This is a genomic window from Nocardia sp. NPDC058499, from assembly GCF_042719915.1.
Classification (GTDB): domain Bacteria; phylum Actinomycetota; class Actinomycetes; order Mycobacteriales; family Mycobacteriaceae; genus Nocardia.
The window spans coordinates 102779-123388 of record NZ_JBHXMZ010000003.1 but is presented as its reverse complement, the minus strand read 5'-3'; the positions used below and the strand labels follow the sequence as shown (position 1 = coordinate 123388).

19 protein-coding genes are annotated in these 20610 nt (G+C 69.2%); 9 read left to right on the top strand and 10 right to left on the bottom strand.

Annotated features, from left to right (window positions below; all coding sequences use genetic code 11):
* Positions 1 to 124: 124 nt before the first annotated feature.
* The 3 genes from ACFWPH_RS10675 to ACFWPH_RS10665 form a co-directional block, all read right to left on the bottom strand.
* Complete coding sequence (locus ACFWPH_RS10675; protein WP_378749740.1) at positions 125 to 631, bottom strand: DUF2771 domain-containing protein; 507 nt, start codon at positions 629 to 631, stop codon at positions 125 to 127.
* On the bottom strand, positions 628 to 2286 hold the full coding sequence (locus tag ACFWPH_RS10670; protein WP_378750633.1) for an MFS transporter: 1659 nt from the start codon (positions 2284 to 2286) through the stop codon (positions 628 to 630). Before ACFWPH_RS10670 ends, ACFWPH_RS10675 begins: the two co-directional genes overlap by 4 nt.
* A 1071-nt stretch (positions 2287 to 3357) precedes the next feature.
* Positions 3358 to 4131, bottom strand: a complete 774-nt coding sequence (locus tag ACFWPH_RS10665) for a glutaminyl-peptide cyclotransferase (protein WP_378749739.1) — start codon at positions 4129 to 4131, stop codon at positions 3358 to 3360.
* 17 nt (positions 4132 to 4148) lie between these two features.
* On the opposite strand from ACFWPH_RS10665, the gene ACFWPH_RS10660 reads away from it, so the two are divergent.
* Together ACFWPH_RS10660 and ACFWPH_RS10655 are read left to right on the top strand one after the other, a co-directional pair.
* Positions 4149 to 5033, top strand: coding sequence for a DUF3027 domain-containing protein (locus tag ACFWPH_RS10660; protein WP_378749738.1), 885 nt, complete (start codon positions 4149 to 4151; stop codon positions 5031 to 5033).
* Between the two features lie 863 nt (positions 5034 to 5896).
* The gene (locus ACFWPH_RS10655; protein ID WP_378750631.1) at positions 5897 to 8713 is read left to right on the top strand and encodes a sacsin N-terminal ATP-binding-like domain-containing protein; all 2817 of its coding nucleotides are present in this window, start codon (positions 5897 to 5899) and stop codon (positions 8711 to 8713) included.
* 18 nt (positions 8714 to 8731) lie between these two features.
* Here the strand turns inward: ACFWPH_RS10655 and ACFWPH_RS10650 are convergent, their stop codons facing one another.
* Together ACFWPH_RS10650 and ACFWPH_RS10645 are read right to left on the bottom strand one after the other, a co-directional pair.
* Positions 8732 to 9358 (bottom strand): TetR/AcrR family transcriptional regulator, encoded by a 627-nt coding sequence (locus ACFWPH_RS10650; protein ID WP_378749737.1) that lies wholly within the window; start codon positions 9356 to 9358, stop codon positions 8732 to 8734.
* 124 nt (positions 9359 to 9482) lie between these two features.
* Positions 9483 to 9722: a DUF2530 domain-containing protein gene (locus ACFWPH_RS10645; protein WP_378749735.1), complete on the bottom strand. Its 240-nt coding sequence runs from the start codon at positions 9720 to 9722 to the stop codon at positions 9483 to 9485.
* A 60-nt stretch (positions 9723 to 9782) separates the two neighbouring features.
* Here ACFWPH_RS10645 and ACFWPH_RS10640 point away from each other — a divergent pair, with 60 nt between their 5' ends.
* A complete protein-coding gene (locus ACFWPH_RS10640) occupies positions 9783 to 10220 on the top strand; it encodes a MarR family winged helix-turn-helix transcriptional regulator (protein ID WP_378749733.1) in 438 nt (145 codons plus the stop codon).
* Here ACFWPH_RS10640 and ACFWPH_RS10635 read toward each other — a convergent pair whose 3' ends face one another.
* Entirely contained in the window at positions 10221 to 10637 is a 417-nt protein-coding gene (locus ACFWPH_RS10635; protein ID WP_378749731.1) for a YccF domain-containing protein, read from the bottom strand.
* A gap of 77 nt (positions 10638 to 10714) precedes the next feature.
* Between ACFWPH_RS10635 and ACFWPH_RS10630 the strand changes: the two genes are divergently transcribed.
* The gene (locus ACFWPH_RS10630; RefSeq protein WP_378749729.1) at positions 10715 to 11518 is read left to right on the top strand and encodes a TrmH family RNA methyltransferase; all 804 of its coding nucleotides are present in this window, start codon (positions 10715 to 10717) and stop codon (positions 11516 to 11518) included.
* Positions 11515 to 11820: a DUF2537 domain-containing protein gene (locus ACFWPH_RS10625; protein ID WP_378749727.1), complete on the top strand. Its 306-nt coding sequence runs from the start codon at positions 11515 to 11517 to the stop codon at positions 11818 to 11820. Before ACFWPH_RS10630 ends, ACFWPH_RS10625 begins: the two co-directional genes overlap by 4 nt.
* A gap of 15 nt (positions 11821 to 11835) precedes the next feature.
* On the opposite strand, the gene ACFWPH_RS10620 is transcribed toward ACFWPH_RS10625, so the two are convergent.
* The 3 genes from ACFWPH_RS10620 to serC all read right to left on the bottom strand — a co-directional run bounded on the left by ACFWPH_RS10620 (position 11836) and on the right by serC (position 15657).
* Positions 11836 to 12624, bottom strand: coding sequence for a DUF6928 family protein (locus tag ACFWPH_RS10620; RefSeq protein ID WP_378749725.1), 789 nt, complete (start codon positions 12622 to 12624; stop codon positions 11836 to 11838).
* Between the two features lie 168 nt (positions 12625 to 12792).
* Positions 12793 to 14298, bottom strand: coding sequence for a septation protein SepH (gene sepH / locus ACFWPH_RS10615; RefSeq protein ID WP_378749723.1), 1506 nt, complete (start codon positions 14296 to 14298; stop codon positions 12793 to 12795).
* Between the two features lie 234 nt (positions 14299 to 14532).
* Entirely contained in the window at positions 14533 to 15657 is a 1125-nt protein-coding gene (gene serC, locus ACFWPH_RS10610) for a phosphoserine transaminase (RefSeq protein WP_378749721.1), read from the bottom strand.
* Positions 15658 to 15720: 63 nt separating this feature from the next.
* Between serC and ACFWPH_RS10605 the strand changes: the two genes are divergently transcribed.
* The gene (locus tag ACFWPH_RS10605; protein ID WP_378749719.1) at positions 15721 to 16434 is read left to right on the top strand and encodes a hypothetical protein; all 714 of its coding nucleotides are present in this window, start codon (positions 15721 to 15723) and stop codon (positions 16432 to 16434) included.
* 70 nt (positions 16435 to 16504) lie between these two features.
* Here ACFWPH_RS10605 and ACFWPH_RS10600 read toward each other — a convergent pair whose 3' ends face one another.
* Positions 16505 to 17647: a citrate synthase 2 gene (locus ACFWPH_RS10600; RefSeq protein ID WP_378749717.1), complete on the bottom strand. Its 1143-nt coding sequence runs from the start codon at positions 17645 to 17647 to the stop codon at positions 16505 to 16507.
* Positions 17648 to 17707: 60 nt separating this feature from the next.
* Between ACFWPH_RS10600 and pdxH the strand changes: the two genes are divergently transcribed.
* The 3 genes from pdxH (at position 17708) to ACFWPH_RS10585 (ending at position 20487) form a co-directional block, all read left to right on the top strand.
* Positions 17708 to 18427 (top strand): pyridoxamine 5'-phosphate oxidase, encoded by a 720-nt coding sequence (gene pdxH, locus ACFWPH_RS10595; protein ID WP_378749715.1) that lies wholly within the window; start codon positions 17708 to 17710, stop codon positions 18425 to 18427.
* A gap of 373 nt (positions 18428 to 18800) precedes the next feature.
* Positions 18801 to 20099, top strand: coding sequence for a citrate synthase (locus ACFWPH_RS10590; RefSeq protein WP_280413740.1), 1299 nt, complete (start codon positions 18801 to 18803; stop codon positions 20097 to 20099).
* Positions 20100 to 20127: 28 nt separating this feature from the next.
* Positions 20128 to 20487, top strand: coding sequence for an FKBP-type peptidyl-prolyl cis-trans isomerase (locus tag ACFWPH_RS10585; RefSeq protein ID WP_378749713.1), 360 nt, complete (start codon positions 20128 to 20130; stop codon positions 20485 to 20487).
* Positions 20488 to 20610: the final 123 nt, after the last annotated feature.

Below are 20610 nucleotides of genomic sequence, written 5' to 3'. Positions count from 1 at the left end.
GGGGGGGGGGGGGGGGGGGGGGTTGGGGGGGGGTGGGCGGGGTGGGGAGGGACCGGGTTCGCACGAGAAAAAAACCAGCGGGGGGGTTGCTCGTCCCGCCCCCCCCCCCCCCCCCGCCCGCGTATCAGGCGGTTTTGATCGACCAGATCGCGTGCGGAATCGAGAATTCCCGGCCGGTCTCATCGATCGCGATGATCATCACCTGCAACTCCACGCCGATCAGCTCCAGCCCCGGTTCGGGATTCGAGTCGACGGTCAGCGCCCGGATATCGTCCGGATGGTCGCGGTAGCTGCTGGGCTTCTCGACCACCTCGCCGTTCTCGTCCGCATACAGCGGTAGCAGCTCCCACGGTGTGCCCACGACCTCCGACGGCAGCGAGATCTGCAGCGGGTTACCCGCCGGGACCTCCAGGAATACGGTGTCGCCCTGTTCGCAGTTCTCCATCCGTACGGTGCAGAAGTAGAACGGCGGCACGGTGACGGCCTCGCCGTGCGCGTACGCGGTGAGTTCCGGTTTATGCGGCTCGGCGTCGCGCGCCAGCAGCCAGACCACACCGGCGGTCCCGGCCACCAGCACCAGGATTCCGGCCAGGGCCAGCGCGAGAGTCGTGCGGAATCTGTTCGTACTCACCGGGCGGTTTCTCCTCGTGGGTGGTCGTGGTGCGGTATTTCCTGTTCGGCGTGCAGCGGGCGGCGGCCCCCGAAGCCGGGCAGCAGGCTGTGCCCGCGCGAACTCAGCACAGTCTGGACCAGGCCCGCGGCGAGAACGGCACTGACCACCGCGAACCCCTTCCAGTAGTCGGTCGGCAGCAGTACTCCGCCGGCGCCGCCGACCACCCAGCTCAGCTGCAGCACGGTCTCCGAGCGGCCGAACCCGGACGCGATCGATTCCGGCGGCAGATCGTCCTGGATGGAAGCGTCGAGCGAAACCTTGGCCAGCGCGCTGGCGCCCGCCGCGACCAGCGCGGCCAGCGCCGCCCCGAACAGGTTGTCCAGAATCAGCGCGGCGGCCGCGACCGCCGTGCAGGCCAGGGTGCAGTTCACCACGATCAGCGAAGGCCGGCCCAGTCGCAGCCGGGCGCCGGTGGCATTACCGGCGAAGTTGCCGACCGCCGCCGCCGCGCCGACCAACCCGAGCATTGCCGCCTGCTGGACCGGCCGGTGTTCGGTGGCCTTGGCGACGAAGGCGATATAGAAGGTCAGGAACCCGGTGAGTACCCGGATACTGCCGTTGCCCCACAACCCGGTGACCACCGCCCGGCCCAGCGGCTGCCGGCGTTTACGGGGCGGGACCGCGGATTCGCGGCCGGGTTGCAGCACTTCGGTCTGCGGGTCGTCGCCGTGATAGCTCAGCGTTGCCGGGACCTCGCCCTCGGTGATCTCCACCCAGCGCGGAATCTTCCAGCTCAGGTAGGCGCCGCCCACCGCGATACCGGTGGCCAGGATCAGGGCCCCGGTCGAACCGGTGAGCGCGGCGACGGCCCCGGCTATCCCGCCGGCCCCCAAGGTGCCGCCGACCAAACCGAATACGGTCAGCCGGGAATTGGTGCGGACCAGGTCGATATCCGGTGGTAGTACCCGTGGCGTCACCGCGCTCTTGAGCACGGCGAACGATTTGCTGAGCACCATCATGCACAGGGCCAAGGGGTACAGCACCCAGCTGTCGAAACTGAAGATCAACACCACCGCTACGACCGCGCGAGCCGCGAACGAAGCCGCCAGCGCCAAGCGGCGCCCGGTCTGCAACCGGTCCAGCGCGGGCCCGATGAGCGGCGCGATGAGTGCGAACGGCGCGATGGTGATCAGCAGATACAGCGCGACCTTCGATTTGCTCTCCGCGGTCGCGCTGGCGAAGAACAGAGTGTTGGCCAGGGCCACCGCGATCGCCGCGTCCAGCGCGAAATTGGCCATGGTGGCGTAGGTGAGCGCGGTGAGCCCCGATTTATCGGCACCGTCGGCTTCCGCGGCACGCCGGAAGGTGGCGATACCTTTCCCGGTGAGCTCGCGGCCGCGCATCGCCGCCACCCGGGTGACGGTGAGTTTGCGGGGGAGCCGTCGGCCGTCGGAGTCCTCGGCGTCGAAGTCTGCGCTGCGGTACTCCTTCGTGGGCTCGCCGGTTCCAGGGGGCTCGGGCCCGGGCTCATGCGGTTCGCCCGGGAACTGCTGCCCGGGTCCGTACCGGGAGCCGGACGCAGGATCCACCGTGGAGCCCAGAGGCAGACGATCGCCGCCAGGCGTGTCGCCGGCAGTCCGGCCCTTCTCTGCCCCATACCGGCCCCGGCTCACCGAGGCCGGGGGGATCGCGTCCGCACCGGGCTGCCCGGTCGCATCGAAGCGGCGCGTCGACTCGTTTGCACCGAAGCGGCGACCGGGCTCGGCAGCGGGCCGGTGCGGTCCGCCCGGGACCTTGCCTCCGGGGCGGTATCCGGGACCGGCCGGACCAGCGGTGCGGGCGTCTCCCGGTATCCAGCGGTCACGACCAGAGCCATCGAGTGGGCCGGGCTCGCTCCCGCTCCCGGGGGCGCGCGGTGTCCAGCGGTCACGCCCGGTGGCGTCGAGTGGGCCGGGCCCGCTTCCGGCACTGGGGGCGGCCGGTGTGCGCGACGTGGTGCCGGCGACGAAATGCTCGTTCTCACCGGCCTGCGGCTCGGATTCGGTTCCGCGCCGATAGCCCGCGCGTTCCGCAGAGTTCGCGGCCCACGCACCCCGTGCGTCGCGTCGCTGACCCGTCTGCCACTCCGGTGCGCCGGAATCGGCACCAGACCGGCCCCCGCGTGCGCTGGAACCGGCGCCGGATACCGCGGCAGGCCGCGTCCGGCGCGGTTCGGCGGAATCCCGGCGGCCGTCTCGTCGTGAGGCAGTGCTCTCCCGCGTGGAACCGGGCCGGCCGTCTCCGCCGGTCTGGGCGGCCCCATGCCCGCCGGACCGCTGCGTGGAACTCCGCGACCCGCCCAGCGCGCCGAAGACCCGGGCGAAACGGCTCACTCGCCCCGGCGCGGAAGGTTCGCCGGCTGCCGGGGGGACCCGGCCGGCCTCGCGCGGCACCGATTCGCCGTGACCACCCGCGGGATCGGGGTCGTCGAGCGGAAGCGGCCGGGTCGGCGGCGGGGTGGGGCGGGTGTTGCCGGGGTCGGGTTCGCGATTGCGGTGTGGCACGTTCGGCGGGGGGTAGCGGTCGAAACCTGGATGCCGCTGGGGTGGCGGAGACTCGCCGGCGGGCCACTGACCGCGATCGGAACCGGAGGGCTCGCGGGAAGTGGGCACTCCTCAATTCTGGCCCACGGCGACCGCGGCGAAACCCCGCCCTGTTCAGGGCGGGCCGAAAGTGAGCTGTATCGCTTCCACGCCGGGCCGGAATCAGGCCGGTACGAACCGGACCTCGAAGACCGTCGGCCAGTACTTTCCGGTGATCAGGAAACGGTCGGTGCCCGGGATCTGCGCGATTCCGTTGAGGACGTCGGCGCCCGCGCGCTGGTCGGCCGGCAGCAGCCCGGCCGTATCGATCACCGACAGGACACGCCCGGCGTCCGGATCGATCCGCAGGATCTGATCGGTGGGCCAGGCGTTGGCGTAGATCGAACCGTCCTCGGCGCATTCCAGTTCGTTCAGGCGGGTATCGGTGTGGCTGGTCAAGGTGACCGATCCGGTGACGGCGAACGTGACCGGATCGCGGAAGGTGAGGGTCGCGGATCCGTCGCTCATCACCAGCCGCCCCTCCTGATGGCACAGCCCCCACCCCTCACCCTGGTACGGGACCCGCCGTTTTTCGGTCAGCGTGTGCGGGTCGCGGGCGAAGGCGACCCCTTCCTTCCAGGTGAGCTGCCACAGAGTGTCACCGGCGAGGGTTATGCCCTCCCCGAAGAACGGCGGTGGCAGCTCGACGCGGGCCAGCTCCGCACCGCTGGTCCGGTCGATACTGCGCACATCGGACTGCCCGACCATGCCGGTGCCCTCGTACAGGACCTCACCATCGATTTCGAGGCCCTGGGTGAACGCCCCCGGATCGTGTGGACGGGTCGCGAGTACCTCGACAGTGCGGCGCTGCGCGGCGTCGTCGGCGTTTGCGCAGGCGCCCGGCACGAGCAGGCAGACCAGCGCGGTGACGACCCAGGTACGCCGAGTGTGCTTCATACGGCAAAATGTAGACCGTGAGCGCAGTATCTGTATCGGACACCGACGTACGGTCGATCCTCGCGGGGGCCGTCGACCTGGCTCGTCGTGCGCTCCTGGAGCTGGAACCCTCCGGGGTCGGCGCGCATGTCGGCGTCCGCGCCGAGAACGAATGTGCCGCTACGCACTGCTTCGAGGCGACCCTGCCCGGCTACCACGGCTGGCAATGGGCCGTGGTGGTCGCGGCCGCCCCGGACACCGACCGGGTGACGGTGAGCGAATCGGCGCTGCTGCCCGGCCCCGACGCGTTGATCGCGCCGGAGTTCGTGCCGTGGGAGCAGCGGGTCCGCCCGGGCGATCTCGCCCCGGGGGATCTGCTCGCACCACCGGCGGACGACCCGCGCCTGGTGCCCGGCTACACCGCGACCGGTGATCCGGAGATAGACGAGGTCGCCTACCAGGTCGGGCTGGGGCGGAAACAAGTCCTCGGCCTGGAGGGCCGCGTGGACGCCGCGCAGCGGTGGTACGAGGAGTACGGCCCGGACACCGATATGGCCAAAGCCGCGCCCGCATCGTGCGAGAGCTGCGGTTTCTACGTACCACTTGCCGGTGCGCTGCGCGCCGCCTTCGGTGTCTGCGCCAATGCCATGGGTGCCGACGGTCATGTCGTGCATATGGGCTACGGCTGTGGCGCGCATTCGGAAACGCCGCTGCCGGCCGGAGCCGGGTCGCCGCTGTACGAGGCCTACGACGATGCCGCGGTGGAGGTCTACCCGGCCGAAACGCCGAAACCTGCGGAGGCCGGGTCCGCCTCTGCCGCCGCGGAAACCGGCACGGCCCCGGCGTCCACAGCCGTCGCACCGGAACCGGAGAACGAGGACGCGGGTTCGCCGACTGCCAAGGACTCCGGAGCCGCCGAGTAGACATGAAAACCCTGTGCAGGAGCCCGCGAACTCCTTCGATGCGAAACGAGTTGTGTCGGTGGGGTCCGGCCCCGGGCGGACGGCATCCACGCGGACGCCGAGTTCGTCGGCGGCTACGCGGCGGGCGCTGACCGATCCGGAGCAGCACGCCGACCCGGATACGGAGACCGCCGTGGCGGAAATCGCAGTCCACGGCCCCGGGTACTCCGGAGACGGCGGCGGCCACGCGAGTTGGGCATGCCGAACAAGCACCCTGCCGCCCCGACCGCCCTGGCGTGTCAGCGGCCTCGGACCGCGCGGCCGCCAGTGGCTCCGCCGGATGCGGGTCCACCACCAGTTGGCACGTCACGCCCGGCACGTCGTCGTCCTGCCACAGGCTCATGACGCCGAGAAGCACGTGACTCGCCTTCCCTGAAGCGCTTGACCAACCTCATGAGCGTCTCCCCGCCTTGCCGGACGACGTCGTAGTCGGCCCGTGCGCGCGCGGCAGCTCTGCGGCGCCTCGGCGGCGCGCTCGGAGGCTCTCGAACGGGTCCGGAGCCCGCACCGCGCACCGGCCCGTGCCCGGCGATCCGGTGGCGGAGGTGTGGTTGGGAAAAGGCCTGGGTCCGACAGGAAGATCCCCGACGGTGCTGACGATGCCGGCGGAATCGATGTGGCAGGGCCGCTCGCTGCCCGGGTGGGACTTGCGGATCGCATCGGTGTCACCGGTGAATAGTGCTGGGCGACAGTGGTAATGACGGGCCGGACTATCGAGTGCGGGTCGTGCCGGTGCCGGGCCGGAGCGGCTGAGGCGTGGGTTCGGCCGGACGTGGGCGGCGACGTACGCTGTGGCGGTGAGTGAGACCGGTGCGGTGGGCGATATGAGCGGATCGGCTTCTGCCGCGGAGTACGACTCCGCCGACCCCTTCGGTACCGCGGGGCTGCGCGCCGGCGTGCTGGCGGCCTGGCGGGACTCGCCGACCCGGTTGCGCGAGGACGCGGCGACCGAAGCGGACCTGGTGCGCGCCGGTTACCGCGATCGGCTGCTCACCGAGCTGGCGCAGAACGCCGCGGATGCCGCCGCCGCGGCGGGGGTGCCGGGACGGATTGTGGTGCGGTGCAGTGAGCGGACGCTGTCCCTCTCGAATACCGGCGCCCCACTGGATCTGGCGGGTGTGCACGCCCTGACCGCGCTGCGTTCCTCCGGGAAAACCGGAGGTACCGGGGAAATCGGGCGGTTCGGGGTCGGTTTCACCGCGGTACTCACGGTGAGCGAGGAGATCGAATTCCGGTCGACCAGCGGATCGCTGCGGTTCTCCCGGGCGGACACCCGGGCCGAGCTCGCGGCCGCGGGCGTCACCGTTCCGGAGACGGAGGGCGGGTTCGCGCCACCGGTACTGCGGCTGGCCTGGCCGCACGCCGCGGCACCCGGCGCCGGCGCGGACAGCGAAATCGTGCTGCGGCTGCGACCCGATATCGACTCGGCGGCGCTGCTGGAATCCATGCGCGCCGAGGCGGTGGATCTGCTGTTGGAGCTGCCCGCCTTGAACGAGATCCGGATCGAGGACTTCGTGGTTCGGTCCGCGGTCCGGGATCTGGGCGAGACCGGGTTGCGCGAGGTCCGGGTCGAGGTGGCCGGGACCGAGGAGGCCTGGTGGGAGTACCGGACGGCGCGGGCGCGCTGGCTGGTACCGGTACGCGACGGCCGGCCCGTCGCCGCGCGACCCGATGTGCTGCGCGCCCCCACCCGCTCGGATGAGGAACTGTCGTTACCGGCGTTGCTGATCGCCGATATCCCCATGCAACCCGATCGCCGCCGGGTACTGCCCGGTGCCCGGCTGCGTGAACTGGCCGCCGGGTACGCCGATTTCGCCCGTGTGCTGCCGCCCGCCTCGCGCCCGGTGCTGATCCCGGTCCCGGGATTCGCGCGCAGCGAGGTGGACGGGCTGCTGCGGGAGTCGATTCTGGAGGAGTTGCGCGATAACCCCTGGCTTCCGGTTCTTACGGGCGAACCCGCCGCGGCGGACCGATCCGAGCGAGTCGCGATTCCCACCCGCACCAGCGTTTTTCCCGATCTCACCGCCGAACTGGCCGAACTGCTCGGTGATGTACTCGATCCACTGCTGACCCCGGACCTGTCCGGTACTCGGTACGCGGATGTCTTGGCGATGGTGGGTGTGCACCGGATCGGTTCGGCGCGGGTTGCGGAACTGTCCGCGGGATTGGATCGGCCGCCGTCGTGGTGGTCCGCGCTGTACACCGCGCTCGAACCGTTCGTCACCGACCAGTTGGCGGTCGAGGAACTCGGTGCCCTGGCGGTACCGCTGGCCGACGGCCGGACGGTCACCGGCCCGCGCACGGTGCTGCTGGACGACGAACTCGCCGAGCTCGCGGAGCCGGTGCCCGTGCACTGGGCACGTCTGGTGCATCCCGCGGCGGCCCACCCGCTGCTGGCCCGGCTCGGTGCCCGGCGGGCGACACCCGCCGATCTCCTGTCGGATCCCGCGCTGCAGGCGGAATTGACCGATCATCCCGGCGACCCGGATACGGTCGAATCGGTACTGCGCTTGGCGGCAGTGGCCGATACGGCAGCCTTACCGCCCTGGCTGGGGATGCTCGAACTACCGGACAGCGCGGGCGGTACCCGCCCGGCCGACGAGCTACTGCTGCCCGATGCCCCGCTGATCGAATTGCTGGTCCCGGATTCGCCGTTCGGGGTCGTCACCACCGAGGTGGCCGAGAAATACGGCGCCGCCGCCTTACGTGCGATCGGGGTGGGCTGGGATTTCGGGATCGTCACCGAAATCGATCCCACCGGTCCCGACCATCATCTCGATGACGAGGAAACCTGGTGGGCCGGGCTTTCCGAGGACCCGCCCGAGCTGATCGCGGTCCGCGATCTGGACCTGGTGGACGATGCCGCCTGGCCGGAGGCACTGTGGCGGTTGCTGTCCGATGAGCGGACCCGGCCGCTGCTCGGTGACACCGATGGGTACACCGCGTGGTGGTTGCGCAGGTACGCGCGGATCGACGGGGTCGCGCTCGGCGGCTACCGGCATCCGGCCGATACCGAATTCGCCGGACTGCTACCGGAACTGCCGATCACCGGATTGTCCGGCCCGGACCTCGATGCGCTCGGCGGCTGCCTGGCCGACCCCGCCGCCCTGGACCTCACGCTCGCCGCAACGCTGCTCGAAGCGTTGGCGGATCCAGCGAAGACACCGGCTCCGGAAGTGGTTGCCCGGGTGCACGCACGGCTCGGCGCGTCCGTCCACCGGCTCGATATCACCGCGCTGGACCCGCCCGACCGCGTACGTGCGCTGTCGGGCGCGGTCATCGACGCCGGGGACGCGCTGGTGCTCGACAAGCCGTGGTTCGGTCTGGCGGTTCCTCCGGACCGGCTGGTGGTCGCCGATCCCGGAACGGCGGCAGATCTGTCGGTACTGCTGGATCTGCCTTCGGTCTCGGAAGAGGTGGAGGCCGAAGTGCTCGACGCGGGCCACGAAACCGGCTGGGATCACGAACCGCTCGGTGTGGTCCTGCGCCGGATGTTCACGCTCGGGCCGCAGTCGGGCACGCTCCGCGTACACGATGACCTGCGGGTCCGGCTGACGGGCGCGGTAACGCGGACGGTGCGGGTGCCGTGGTGGCAGGACGGCGATACGGTGCATGTGCTGCGACCGGGTCCGGCGCACTGACGGCGGATTCCGGTGCTGCTATTCGGCTTGTTCGGCCAGCGCGCCGGCCAGTAGATCCAGCTGAGTGCGCACGCTTTCGCTGTCGTCGTCGACCAGCCAGCGCAATACGATTCCGTCGATCACGCTCAGCGTGAACCGCGACAGCTGCCGTACCGGAACTTTCCAGGTGCTGCCGGTGGCATCGCGGGCATGGTCGAGGACATCGGCGACCGTGGAATCGTTGAAGTCGTACTGTTCCCGGGCGATCGCCAGTTTGGCGGGCGTCTGCTCACCCTCCCGTAAGGCGTAGGTGGTGGTCTCGTAGGTGAGCAGCTGACGCTCGGGGGTGGCCTCGATATTGAGCCACATGAGTTCCAGCCCGGCGCGCAGCAGATCACGCAATGCGGTATTGCCGCTGCCGGCCTGTTGCCAGACGGATTCGTTCGCGTCCACCGAATCGCGCAGCTCCATCGACAGCGCCTTGACCAGTTCGGTCATCAGCGCGTCTTTGTTCTCGAAGCAGTAATGCACCACACCTAGCGATACGCCCGCCGCTTGGGCGACATCACGGGTGGTGACGCCCGCGACCCCCTTTTTCTCGGCAAGGCCGATCGCGGCCTCGATAAGGTGGGCCCGTCGTTCTTCGACGCTCAATCGGGAGGACACAGGAGCGAGTTTGGCGGTCCGGGTCCGAACAGTCAATTCCCGGTCGCGCTCTGCGAGACCCGTCCGGACCCGGCACGCCGGCAGTCGCGCGGCCCCACTGCCTCGGACTATGCGCGGCCCGTGATCACAACCCCGTCTGCGCGCCCTTGTCGCCGCGGCGGGCGCCCCGGCGCTGTACGACGAAGATCAGGTAGCCGAGCAGGCCGACGGCCAGACCCATCAGGCATACCGGCCGCGCCGTCGCCCAGCGGTCGCCGCCGAGCCAGACGACCACGGTGGCGATCGCGAACAATGCGGAGCCGAACGCGAGTACCGGGCGCGGGTCGGTCAGCCACGAGGGGAACTGCGGGAGCCGGGCGTTCATCCGATCAGCGTAACCGCAGTACGCGCGCCGATTCGAAGCGTGTCACGTAAGGTTCACTCTGTGAATACGGACTCGGATGTGCGGGCGCTGGCCAGCGACCTCTCGCTGGCAGTGGTGCGTTTGACGCGGCATCTACGGGGACGGCGTGCGGAGTCGCAGATATCGCTGACCCAGCTCTCGGTTCTGGCCACGCTCGCCAACGAGGGTGCCATGACGCCCGGTTCACTCGCCGCGAAGGAACGCGTCCAGCCCCCGTCGATGACGCGGGTGATCGCCTCGCTCACCGATCTGGGTCTGGTGGACCGCGACCCGCATCCGACCGACGGCCGGCAGATCATCGTCTCGCTGTCCCATGCCGGGCACGCCCTGCTCGCCGATGAGCGCAGTGCCCGGGAAGCCTGGATGAGTGACCAGCTCGCCGACCTGGACCCCGATCAGCTCGCCGTTCTCGAACAGGCCGTAGCGATCCTCAACCAGATCGTCGCCGATTCCGAATAGTCAGCGGGCGGCGCCGTAGCTCGCCGCGAAGGGCTGGTCACTGTCGACTATTTCGCGGCCGAGCGGGAACAGGGCCAGCGGGATGAGTTTGAGGTTCGCCCACGCGAACGGGATTCCGACGATGGTGACGGCGAGCGCGATGCTGGTGCCGAGGTGGCCCAGGGCCAGCCACCAGCCGGCGACCACGAACCAGATGATGTTGCCGAGCAGGGCGCCCGCGCCCGCTCCCGGCTTCTCGACCGTGGTGCGACCGAACGGCCACAGCATGTAGAGGGCATTGCGCATCGCCGCGACCCCGAACGGGATCGTGATGATGAGGATGAAGCAGATCACGGCGGCGACAAAGTACCCCAGCGCCATCCAGAAACCGCACAGAATCAGCCAGAGGATATTGAGCAGCAACTGGATCGGCGTCATACCTCAAGCATGCCCGACTCGCGCAGTATCCGCACCCACAGCGCGAGCCGTGTGGCGCGGCTTGGCAGGATAGGCGCGTGGCCGTGGTTCTCGATGTGGACAGTGCTGCCGATCCGCGGGTGGACGATTTCCGGGATCTGAAGGCAGCGGACCGCAGACCCGACCGTCCCGGCGGGAAGGGCCTGGTCATCGCGGAGGGGACCGTGGTGGTCCGGCGCATGCTGGACTCGCCGTTCCGGCCGCATGCCCTGCTCGGTGTGGACAAGCGGTGGCAGGAACTCGCCGCCGGCCTCGCGGATTTCGATATCCCGTTCTACCGCGCCCAGGCCGAGGTGATGGCGCAGGTGGTGGGTTTCCACCTGAACCGCGGCGTCCTCGCGGTGGCCCACCGGCCGCCGGCTCGCGATTTCACCGACCTGCTCGCCGACGCCACAACCGTCGCCGTACTCGAGGGCGTGAACGATCACGAGAACCTCGGCGCTATGTTCCGCAATGCGGCGGGACTGGGCGTGGACGCGGTGCTGTTCGGGCCCGGATGTGCCGATCCGCTGTACCGTCGGTCGGTGCGGGTTTCCATGGGGCATGCGCTGCGGGTGCCGTTCGCGCCGGTACCGGACTGGCCGGCCGGTTTGGATGTGCTGCGCCGCCAGGGCTTCCAGGTGGTCGCGCTGAGCCCGGACCCGGTGGCCCCGACCCTCGCCGCCGCGCTCACCGGCCGGCGGGTGGCATTGCTGCTCGGCGCCGAAGGCCCCGGTCTCACCGAGGAGGCGATGGCCGCGGCCGATATGCGGGCCCGGATCCCGATGTCGGCGGGCACCGATTCGCTGAACGTGGCCACCGCGGCAGCCATGGCTTTCTACGAGCGGGTGCGGGCCTCGTGACCCCAGTCGGCCGTCCCGGCTACGGCGGCTACTCCGGCCCGACCGGCGAACCGACCCCGTGGGCGGCGGGAATCACGGTCGCCGCGCTGGTCGCCGCACTCACCGCGGTCGGGGTGTTCGCCTTCGGCGCGGCGCTGACCCAGGTGCACCCGCTGTTCTCGCTGGCGGTGAATGTGGTCGCGGCGATCGGTATCGCGCCCACCGCATGGCGCTGGCGGCACCGGCCGGTGACCCGCTGGGTGCTGGCCGGCGCCGGGGTCGGCGTACTGCTCGGCTGGATCGGGTTACTCGTCGGCCTCTGAGCCGAACGCGGCAGGTTATTTCTCGACGGGGACCGCCGCATCATGGCCGCGCAGCCAGGACAGCAGACCCTTGCGTTCGTGGTCGACCCGAGTGCGTGGCGGCCGGGGATCGTGGCGCGCGCCCTCGTCCTTGGGATGGAGCCGGAAACCGCAGACCCGGATATCACCGGGGGTCACCGTGGGCCGGTCCGTATCGGAGTCCCGTTCGCTCGACTGCTCCGGTGCTGCCGAGGTCGCCGGGAAGTACCGGAATCCGAGCCATTCGTAATTCGCCGTATCCGCGAAACCGGGCGGGTCGAACGGCAGCACCAACGGATCCGGGAGTTCACCCAGCCGCCACCGGATCGGATGCTCACCGGCCCAGTGCGGCCGCTCCCAGATATGCGGAAGACCCTGGTCCTGCAGGATGTTGAGGCGAGTGGAACTGAATGCCCGGCGCAATTCGCCGCGTTCCCAATGCGCGAACGAACCCCAGCCGTACTCCAGATCGAACGACACCAGATACGTATGCTCCTCGGCCAGCGGCCGCACCAGCAGGTCCGGGATCTCGGTCGGATGGACCCGGGCGGCATAAGGGCTGCACAGCAGGTTCAGGCCCGGATAGCAGCCGATGAACAGTTCGTCGGGCCGCGGTCCGGTGGCTTCTCCGAGAGTCGCCGATACAGTCGCTTCGACCTCGAGATCGGGATGCAACTGCCGGGCCAGTGCGTAGGCCGCATCCGGGTCGGGGTCCGGGTCGGCACCCAGGACCGCGAGCGGGTCGGGCGTATCGACGTACCAGACCGAGGAAATCTTGGACAGCATCCACCCACCTCCGATAGCGCACGAACCGGGTCGTGAACTGCTCGGCGTGCACCTCGGCCGTTATCGGGGTCAGCCCCCGCATCGACCGCGTCGCCGTACAGCGGAACTTACTCGCCCGACCGGGTGGATCGGGCGGTTGTCGCGGGAAACACGCCGGTTCGCGGCCGTTCAGTGACCCGAGCTGCGGACCCCGAGCAGCACGTCCTCCCACGACGGCATGGGCGCCTTACCGCGTTTGCTGCGCGAGGTGGATTTCGTGGCCTTGGCCGGCGCCTTTTTGGCAGCGGGTTTGGCGGCCGGCTCGGCGGTTGGCTTCGCCTCGGCGAGTTCGGACTCGGGTTCGGCGGTATCCGCGTTCCGGCTATCGCCGGCTTCGGCGGCGGGGGCCTCGGAAACGTCCACCGCGGCGGCTCCGGTGGTCGGCTCCGCGGCAGGCTCGGCCGGCGTCTCCGCGGCTTCGACCGGCGGGTCCGCGACCGGCGTGACAATCGGCTGCTCGGGTGCTGCCGCGGCAGTTTCATCGGTCGCCAGGGCGGGTTCATCGGTCGCCGGGGCGGATTCGCCGGCCGGCGGGGCAGGTTCGCTGGTCGCCGGGGCGGATTCGCTGGTGGCCGGGGCCGGAGTGGGCTCGGGTTCGACGGGCTCCGGCTCGACCGGTGCGGCCGATTCGGGGGCGCGCATCTCGGGTTCCGCTACGGGATAACGTGACGCGGGCGCGGGGTCGGCGATACCGGGGGGCTCGACGGGCGCGGCAGCAACCGGCGCCTCCGCCGCGGGCGGCCGGTGCACCTCCGCCGCCGGCGGCCGATACGGTTCGGCAGGAGCCGCGGGAGCCGGCGGGGGAGCGGCGCTCGCCGCGCCGGTACCCGCGGGCAGGGCGGCCGCGCCCGTGGGCCGGCCGGTACCCGGCGACAACGGCGCCGGAGCGGGCAGCGTCGCGCTACCGCCCGCGGCGACAGCGCGCTGTTCGTAGAAGTTGTCCACCGCGGCCGGCCGCGCCGGTTCCCGGCGGGGCTCGGCCACAACCGGTTCCGGGGCGGCCGGTGCTTCGGCTTCGACCGGCAGGATCGAGGCGAGCCCGCGCAGTGCCCGGCCGAAATCCGGATCGATCAGATCGGTGGCGGGATCGTCGAGCGGCGATACGGTGCCGCCGTGCGCGTCCGGCTGGTAGCGCCAATGCGCGGCGATCTCGGAACGACCGTTCTGCCATTGCAATTGCGCGACCCAGAAGCCCTTCTCGTCTTTCCAGGCGTCCCATTCGGCATTGTCGAGGGTATGGCCGCGGGCGGTGAAGGCCGCGGTGACCACATCGATCAGGATTTCCACCGCGGGCCCGTCGGGCCGGATCGGGTGGGCCTTCTGGGCGAGTTCGGCGGCCCGTGCGCGTTCCAGCAGTACCGGATAGGCGAAACGTTCCACCCGGCTCAACGGCATCCCGGATTCCTGGGTCACCTGTTCCACGGAAGCGCCGGCGCGGATTCGAGCCTGGATATCGCGAGGACGCATAGTTGCTTCCATTTCGATCTCTATCTGGCCGAATCGGGCAAGGTCGCCGCGGGCCGCGGCGCGGAGTTTGTCGTCGGCGGGAAGCCGGAATTTCTGGCCACTTTCCGTGTCGACGCACACGATATGGGCGGAGTCGGGCGTCACCCCGATCACTCGAAGTTCACGCACCGTTACCTCCTTATCGCGTCGCTCGCGATACCGCCCACGTTCTGGAACAGTAGTGCACTTCTGGGATTCGTGTGGCAAGACACGCGGCACCGAAATGTACCCTGCGGCCGTCACCTACGGCTAATCTGCTCTATTCCCTTGTGTATCAAGTCGATTCCGGATGATCCGGATGTCAAGGCGCCGGGCCCGCCGCGCAACACGCGCGACGGGCCCGAATTCGCAGGTGATCCCGGTTCAGCCGAGTTTCTCGACCACCCAGTCGACGCAGCGGGTGAGCTGAGCCACGTCCTCCGGATCGATGGCCGGGAACATACCGATGCGCAACTGATTGCGGCCCAGTTTCCGGTACGGCTCGGTATCGACGATCCCGTTGGCCCGCAGCGTCTTGGCGACCGCGGCGGCGTCCACCGAATCGGCGAAGTCGATGGTGCCGACCACCTGGGAGCGGTGTGCCGGATCGGTGACGAAGGGGGTTGCGTATTCGCTGGCCTCGGCCCAGGCATACAACCGGGAGGAAGAATCCAGCGTTCGCTTCACCGCCCAATCCAGGCCGCCGTTGCGGTTCAGCCAATCGATCTGATCGGCGAACATGAGCAGGGTGGCCAGCGCCGGGGTGTTGTAGGTCTGGTCCTTGAGGCTGTTCTCGATCGCGATCGGCAGCGAAAGGAAATCGGGGGTCCAGCGCCCGGAATCCTTGATCTCCTGCACCCGTGCCAGCGCGGCGGGGCTCATCAACGCGATCCACAGCCCGCCGTCGGCGGCGAAGCATTTCTGCGGCGCGAAATAGTAGATATCGGCATCGGTGATATTCACCGGCAACCCGCCCGCACCGGAGGTGGCGTCGATGGCGACGAGGGCGTTGTCCGACCCCGCCGGCCGCTGCACCGGAACCGAGACACCGGTGGAGGTTTCGTTATGTGCCCAGGCGATGAGGTCGGCAGCCGGATCGGCGACCGGCGCCGGTGCGCTACCGGGATCGGCCGATACGACGATCGGATCGCCGAGGAACGGATTGTTCTTGGTGACGCTGGCGAACTTCGAGCTGAATTCGCCGTAGGTCAGATGCAGGGAGCGCTCGCGGACCAGACCGAACGCGGCGGCATCCCAGAAAGCCGTGGTGCCGCCGTTGCCGAGGACGACCTCGTAGCCCTCGGGCAGCGAGAACAGGTCCCGCAACCCGGACCGCACGCGGGCGACCACATCCTTGACCGGTTTCTGCCGGTGGCTGGTGCCGAACACCGAGGCACCCACCTCCACCAGGGACTGCAGCTGCTCCGGGCGGACCTTGGACGGGCCGCAACCGAAACGACCGTCGGTGGGCTTGAGCTCATCGGGGATGGTCGGGAACGCACTGGTCATGGCCAACAGCGTAACCGCGCCGTTGCTGTGCCGCGTACCACACTCCGGCTAACGTGAATGGGTATGAGCATGCGGTCGTCGAGGGGCGCTGCCGGAGATCGATCCGATGATGGCCGTGGCGGTGGTCACGGCGCGGAACCGGGTCCACCGGCGCCTGGTGGGTGGCTGCGCGGACTGCTGCCGCGGCGTTTCCGCCGGCGTGGTGAGGCGCCCAGCGGCGCCGATCGCCGGGAATTGCTGACCTACGGCACGGCCGGGTCGGCCACCGTGCTGGCAGCCGGGACCAGGCGGCGTGAACCCGGCTATACATTCCGGGTCCGCGTCCGGCTGCCCGGGCTGGCACCTTACGAGGCCCAGGTTCGGCAGCGGGTATCCGGCGCCGAACTGGACCGGATGCGCCCCGGCGATCTGGTGTGCTGCCGAGTGGACCCGCACGACCGCGACCGCATGGTGCTGTATCCACCCGGCGAGGCCGACCCGGGCCGCGCCGCGCTGGCGAAAATCCTGGCCGACGGCCGCCGGGCCACCGCGACCGTACTCGCGGTGAACCCCGTCGAAGTCGACTATTGCGGCTGCGACGATCCGGTGATGCGCCTGGACCTGGAGTTACGTGCCTGGGACGAACCGGACCCCTGGCATGTGCGGGTGGTCCAGCCGGTGCCCCTGTCCGCGATAGAACTCCTGGACCTGGGCGCGAAACTCCGGGTCGCGTTCTTCGCGGTCGACAGCGGCGACTCGGTCGCCATCGATTGGGAAGCCGACCCGGACTGCGTCTGATGAAGCTGCCGGCCCGCTCCCACGCTGCGTGCACCGGCGCGCACAGGCCCAGGGAACGGGACTCCGTGGACTACCCGGCGAGGCTGTCCCAGCCCGCAACCTCTTGTGGGGCGCGGGGGCCCGGCCCGGTGTAGATGGCCGCCGGACGGACCAGTTTGCCGAGTTTCTTCTGTTCCATGATGTGCGCGCACCAGCCCGCGGTCCGGCCGCAGGTGAACATCGCCGGCATCATATGAGCCGGGACCTCGGCGAAATCGAGGATGACCGCCGCCCAGAATTCGACATTGGTTTCGATGGCGCGGTCGGGGCGGCGTTCGCGGAGTTCGGCCAGCGCCGCCTGTTCGAGGGCGGCCGCCACCTCGAAGCGCGGGGCGGCCAGGCGCCGGGCGGTATCGCGTAGCACCCGGGCGCGCGGGTCTTCGGCGCGGTAGACCCGGTGGCCGAAGCCCATGAGCTTTTCTTTGCGGTCGAGAATGCCTTTGACCAGCGCACGCGCGTCGCCGCTGCGCTCGACTTCCTCGATCATCGGCAGCACGCGAGCCGGGGCGCCGCCGTGCAGCGGGCCGGACATCGCGCCGATGGCGCCCGAGAGCGAAGCCGCGACGTCGGCACCGGTGGAGGCGATGACGCGGGCGGTGAAGGTGGAGGCGTTCATCCCGTGCTCGGCGGCCGATACCCAGTAGGCGTCGATGGCCTCGGTGTGCCGGGGGTCCGGATCACCCTTCCAGCGCGTCATGAACCGTTCGGTGACCGTGGTGCATTCGTCGATCCGGCGCTGCGGTACCGCGGGCTGGTAGATACCGCGCGCGGATTGCGCGACATAGGACAGAGCCATCACCGACGCGCGGGCCAGGTTCTCCCGGGCGGTGGCTTCATCGATATCCAGCAGCGGCTGATATCCCCAGATTGGCGCGAGCATGGCCAGGCCGGCTTGCACATCCACCCGGACATCGCCGGTGTGCACCGGCAGCGGGAACGGTTCGGCCGGGGGCAGGCCGTGCCCGAATTCGCCGTCCACCAGCAGCGCCCAGACATCGCCGAAGGTGACCCGGTTGGTGACCAGATCCTCGATGTCCACGCCGCGGTAGCGCAGCGCGCCGCCGTCTTTATCGGGTTCGGCGATATCGGTGGTGAACGCGACCACCCCCTCGAGGCCGCTGACGAAATCGTCCGGGACCTGGCCGGCCCCCGAAATGCCGGAATTGGTGGTCATACGCGACTCTCCTTTCAACAGAACTCTAGCGCTTTGCTACTCCGGAGTAACGTCTGGCCCATGTCCGATGTGGAGGAATCCGGCGCCGCTCTCGCCGCGATGCGCGCCGAATACGGTGCGGCCCACCCGCGTTCACCGGAACAGGGGCCGCTGCTCGGTGTGCGCGATACCGAACTCGACGAGAACTCGGTGGCCGGTGGCTGGGAGCCGCTGTTGCGGCAATGGATCGACCAGGCCACCGCAGCCGGTATCGCCGAACCCAACGCCATGGTGCTCGGCACGGTCGATTCGGCGGGGTCCGTTGCCCGGCCGGTGACACGGACGGTCCTCTGTAAAGGGCTCTCGCCCGACGGTGTCACCTTCTATACGAATTACGACTCGGCCAAAGGTGCGCAACTGGCCGCGGTGCCGTACGCATCGGTGACCTTCCTGTGGCCGCAACTCGCGCGTCAGGCGCATCTCCGCGGCCGGGTGGAGCGAGTGCCGGCCGCAACCACTGAAGAGTATTGGCGGTCGCGACCACGCGAATCGCAGCTGGGTGCGTGGGCGTCGGAGCAGTCGCAGCCGGTCGGTTCGCGCGAAGAGCTCGATCGGCGATTGGTGCGGGCCACGGCCCGCTTCGCCACCGCCGCCGAGATTCCCGTGCCTCCGCATTGGGGCGGCTACCTGCTGCGGCCCGAGGAGGCGGAGTTCTGGCAGGGGCGGCGGGGCCGGCTGCACAACCGGATCCTCGTCCGGGTCGGCGCAACCGGGATGTCGGTACAGCGTCTGCAGCCGTGACGTGGCCGATCGTGAGCCCGTACGGCCCGTTACACCCTGTGTGCAGGCCTTTCGGTGATATTTCGCACGGTTTCGATTCCTGTGCCGTGGGTACCGTATTGCTACCCGGCGCCGCGGCGATTCACCCACCGCGGCGCAGATCGTCGCTGCGGAGTCGCCACACCGTGGCGCAGGTCCGTAATTCGGCCGGTCACAGCGGTGCCGGCCAGTATCCGGCAGGCCGAAACGCACACCCGCGCGGGCCGATTGTGAGATCGCCGCGCAGGTACCCTCCCCGCCGGTCCCGACGGAGCAAGGACTAGCGTCTACCGATAACGCACCGCGTGCCGACCGCATGCGATGCCGATGGTCACAGCCTGAGAGGGAACCTTCCGTGCCGGAGAATCACATCAATGACGCCAAACCGGTTCTGACCTATCCGGGTGGCGAGTACCCCATGACGATCGCCCAGGCCGCCGAAGGAAACGACGGTATCGATCTCGGCAAGCTGCTGGCGAGCACGGGATATACGACCTATGACCCCGGGTTCGTCAATACCGCGTCGACCAAATCGGCGATCACCTATATCGATGGTGAACAGGGCATTCTGCGCTACCGCGGGTATCCGATCGAACAGCTGGCCGATAACTCGACCTTCATCGAGGTCAGCTACCTGCTCATCTACGGCGAACTCCCCACCCAGGACCAGCTGGAGGATTTCACCGACAAGATCCGCCGGCACACCCTGCTGCACGAGGATCTGAAGCGCTTCTTCGACGGTTTCCCCCGTAACGCGCACCCCATGCCGGTGCTCTCCTCGGCGGTCAACGCGCTGTCCGCGTACTACCAGGATTCGCTGGACCCCCGCGACCCCGAACAGGTCGAGCTGTCCACCATCCGGCTGCTGGCCAAACTGCCGACCATCGCCGCGTACTCGTACAAGAAGTCGGTGGGCCAGCCGTTCCTCTACCCGGACAACTCGCTATCGCTGGTGGAGAACTTCCTGCGGATGACCTTCGGCTTCCCGGCCGAGCCCTACCAGGTCGACCCGGAGATCGCCAACGCCCTGGATATGCTGCTGATCCTGCACGCCGACCACGAGCAGAACTGCTCCACTTCCACGGTCCGGCTGGTCGGCTCCTCCGACGCCAACCTTTTCACCTCGGTATCCGGCGGTATCAACGCGCTGTGGGGCCCGCTGCACGGCGGCGCCAACCAGGCGGTGCTGGAAATGCTGGACGATATCCTGGCCGCCGGCGGCGACGTCAAAGAGTTCATCCGCAAGGTCAAGAACAAGGAAGACGGTGTGAAGCTGATGGGCTTCGGGCACCGGGTCTACCGCAACTACGACCCGCGCGCCGCGATCGCCAAGAAGCACGCCGACACCATCCTGAGCAAACTCGGCAGCGATCCGCTGTTCGATATCGCCCAGGCCCTGGAAGAGGCCGCGCTCACCGACGATTACTTCGTCGAGCGCAAGCTGTACCCGAACGTCGACTTCTACACCGGCGTTATCTACAAGGCCATGGGCTTCCCGACCCGTATGTTCACCGTGCTGTTCGCCATGGGCCGGCTGCCGGGCTGGATCGCGCACTGGCGGGAAATGCACAGCGAAGCCATCAAGATCGGCCGCCCGCGGCAGATCTACACCGGTTATGGTGCACGGGACTATTCCGAGATCACCAACCGCTGAACCGATTGAATCGAAGGGGATTCAAGGCATGAGCAAACCGGAAATCGAATTCCAGGCGGGTCCGCCGCCCAGCGAACTGGTCATCAAGGACATCACCGTGGGTGACGGTCCGGAAGCGGTGCCCGGTGGCACCGTAGAAGTGCACTACGTCGGCGTGGAATTCGATACCGGCGAGGAATTCGATTCGTCGTGGAGCCGCGGCGAATCGCTGTCTTTCCCGTTGCGCGGCCTGATCCAGGGCTGGCAGGACGGCATTCCCGGGATGAGGGTCGGCGGCCGCCGCCAGCTCACCATCCCGCCGGAGCTGGCCTACGGCTCCGCGGGGGGCGGTCATCCGCTCTCCGGTAAGACCCTGGTCTTCGTGATCGACCTGCTCGACGCGAAGTAAGGTCCGGCTACACCTGAGTTCTGCTCGGCGCGGGGCTCCCCCGGGAGAGGGGAGCCAGGGGGTGGGAGGATGTGGTCCCGAGTCCACTTAAACGGGAGTGGAACACCCCCCCCGCGGCGGCCA

Coding starts and splice junctions, on each gene's coding strand:
- ACFWPH_RS10600 (WP_378749717.1), bottom strand. CDS start 17,647: ATGACCACCAATTCCGGCATTTCGGGGGCCGGCCAGGTCCCGGACGAT.
- ACFWPH_RS10620 (WP_378749725.1), bottom strand. CDS start 12,624: ATGCTGTCCAAGATTTCCTCGGTCTGGTACGTCGATACGCCCGACCCG.
- ACFWPH_RS10635 (WP_378749731.1), bottom strand. CDS start 10,637: ATGACGCCGATCCAGTTGCTGCTCAATATCCTCTGGCTGATTCTGTGC.
- ACFWPH_RS10645 (WP_378749735.1), bottom strand. CDS start 9,722: ATGAACGCCCGGCTCCCGCAGTTCCCCTCGTGGCTGACCGACCCGCGC.
- serC (WP_378749721.1), bottom strand. CDS start 15,657: ATGACCAGTGCGTTCCCGACCATCCCCGATGAGCTCAAGCCCACCGAC.
- ACFWPH_RS10605 (WP_378749719.1), top strand. CDS start 15,721: ATGAGCATGCGGTCGTCGAGGGGCGCTGCCGGAGATCGATCCGATGAT.
- pdxH (WP_378749715.1), top strand. CDS start 17,708: ATGTCCGATGTGGAGGAATCCGGCGCCGCTCTCGCCGCGATGCGCGCC.
- ACFWPH_RS10655 (WP_378750631.1), top strand. CDS start 5,897: ATGAGCGGATCGGCTTCTGCCGCGGAGTACGACTCCGCCGACCCCTTC.
- ACFWPH_RS10585 (WP_378749713.1), top strand. CDS start 20,128: ATGAGCAAACCGGAAATCGAATTCCAGGCGGGTCCGCCGCCCAGCGAA.
- ACFWPH_RS10665 (WP_378749739.1), bottom strand. CDS start 4,131: ATGAAGCACACTCGGCGTACCTGGGTCGTCACCGCGCTGGTCTGCCTG.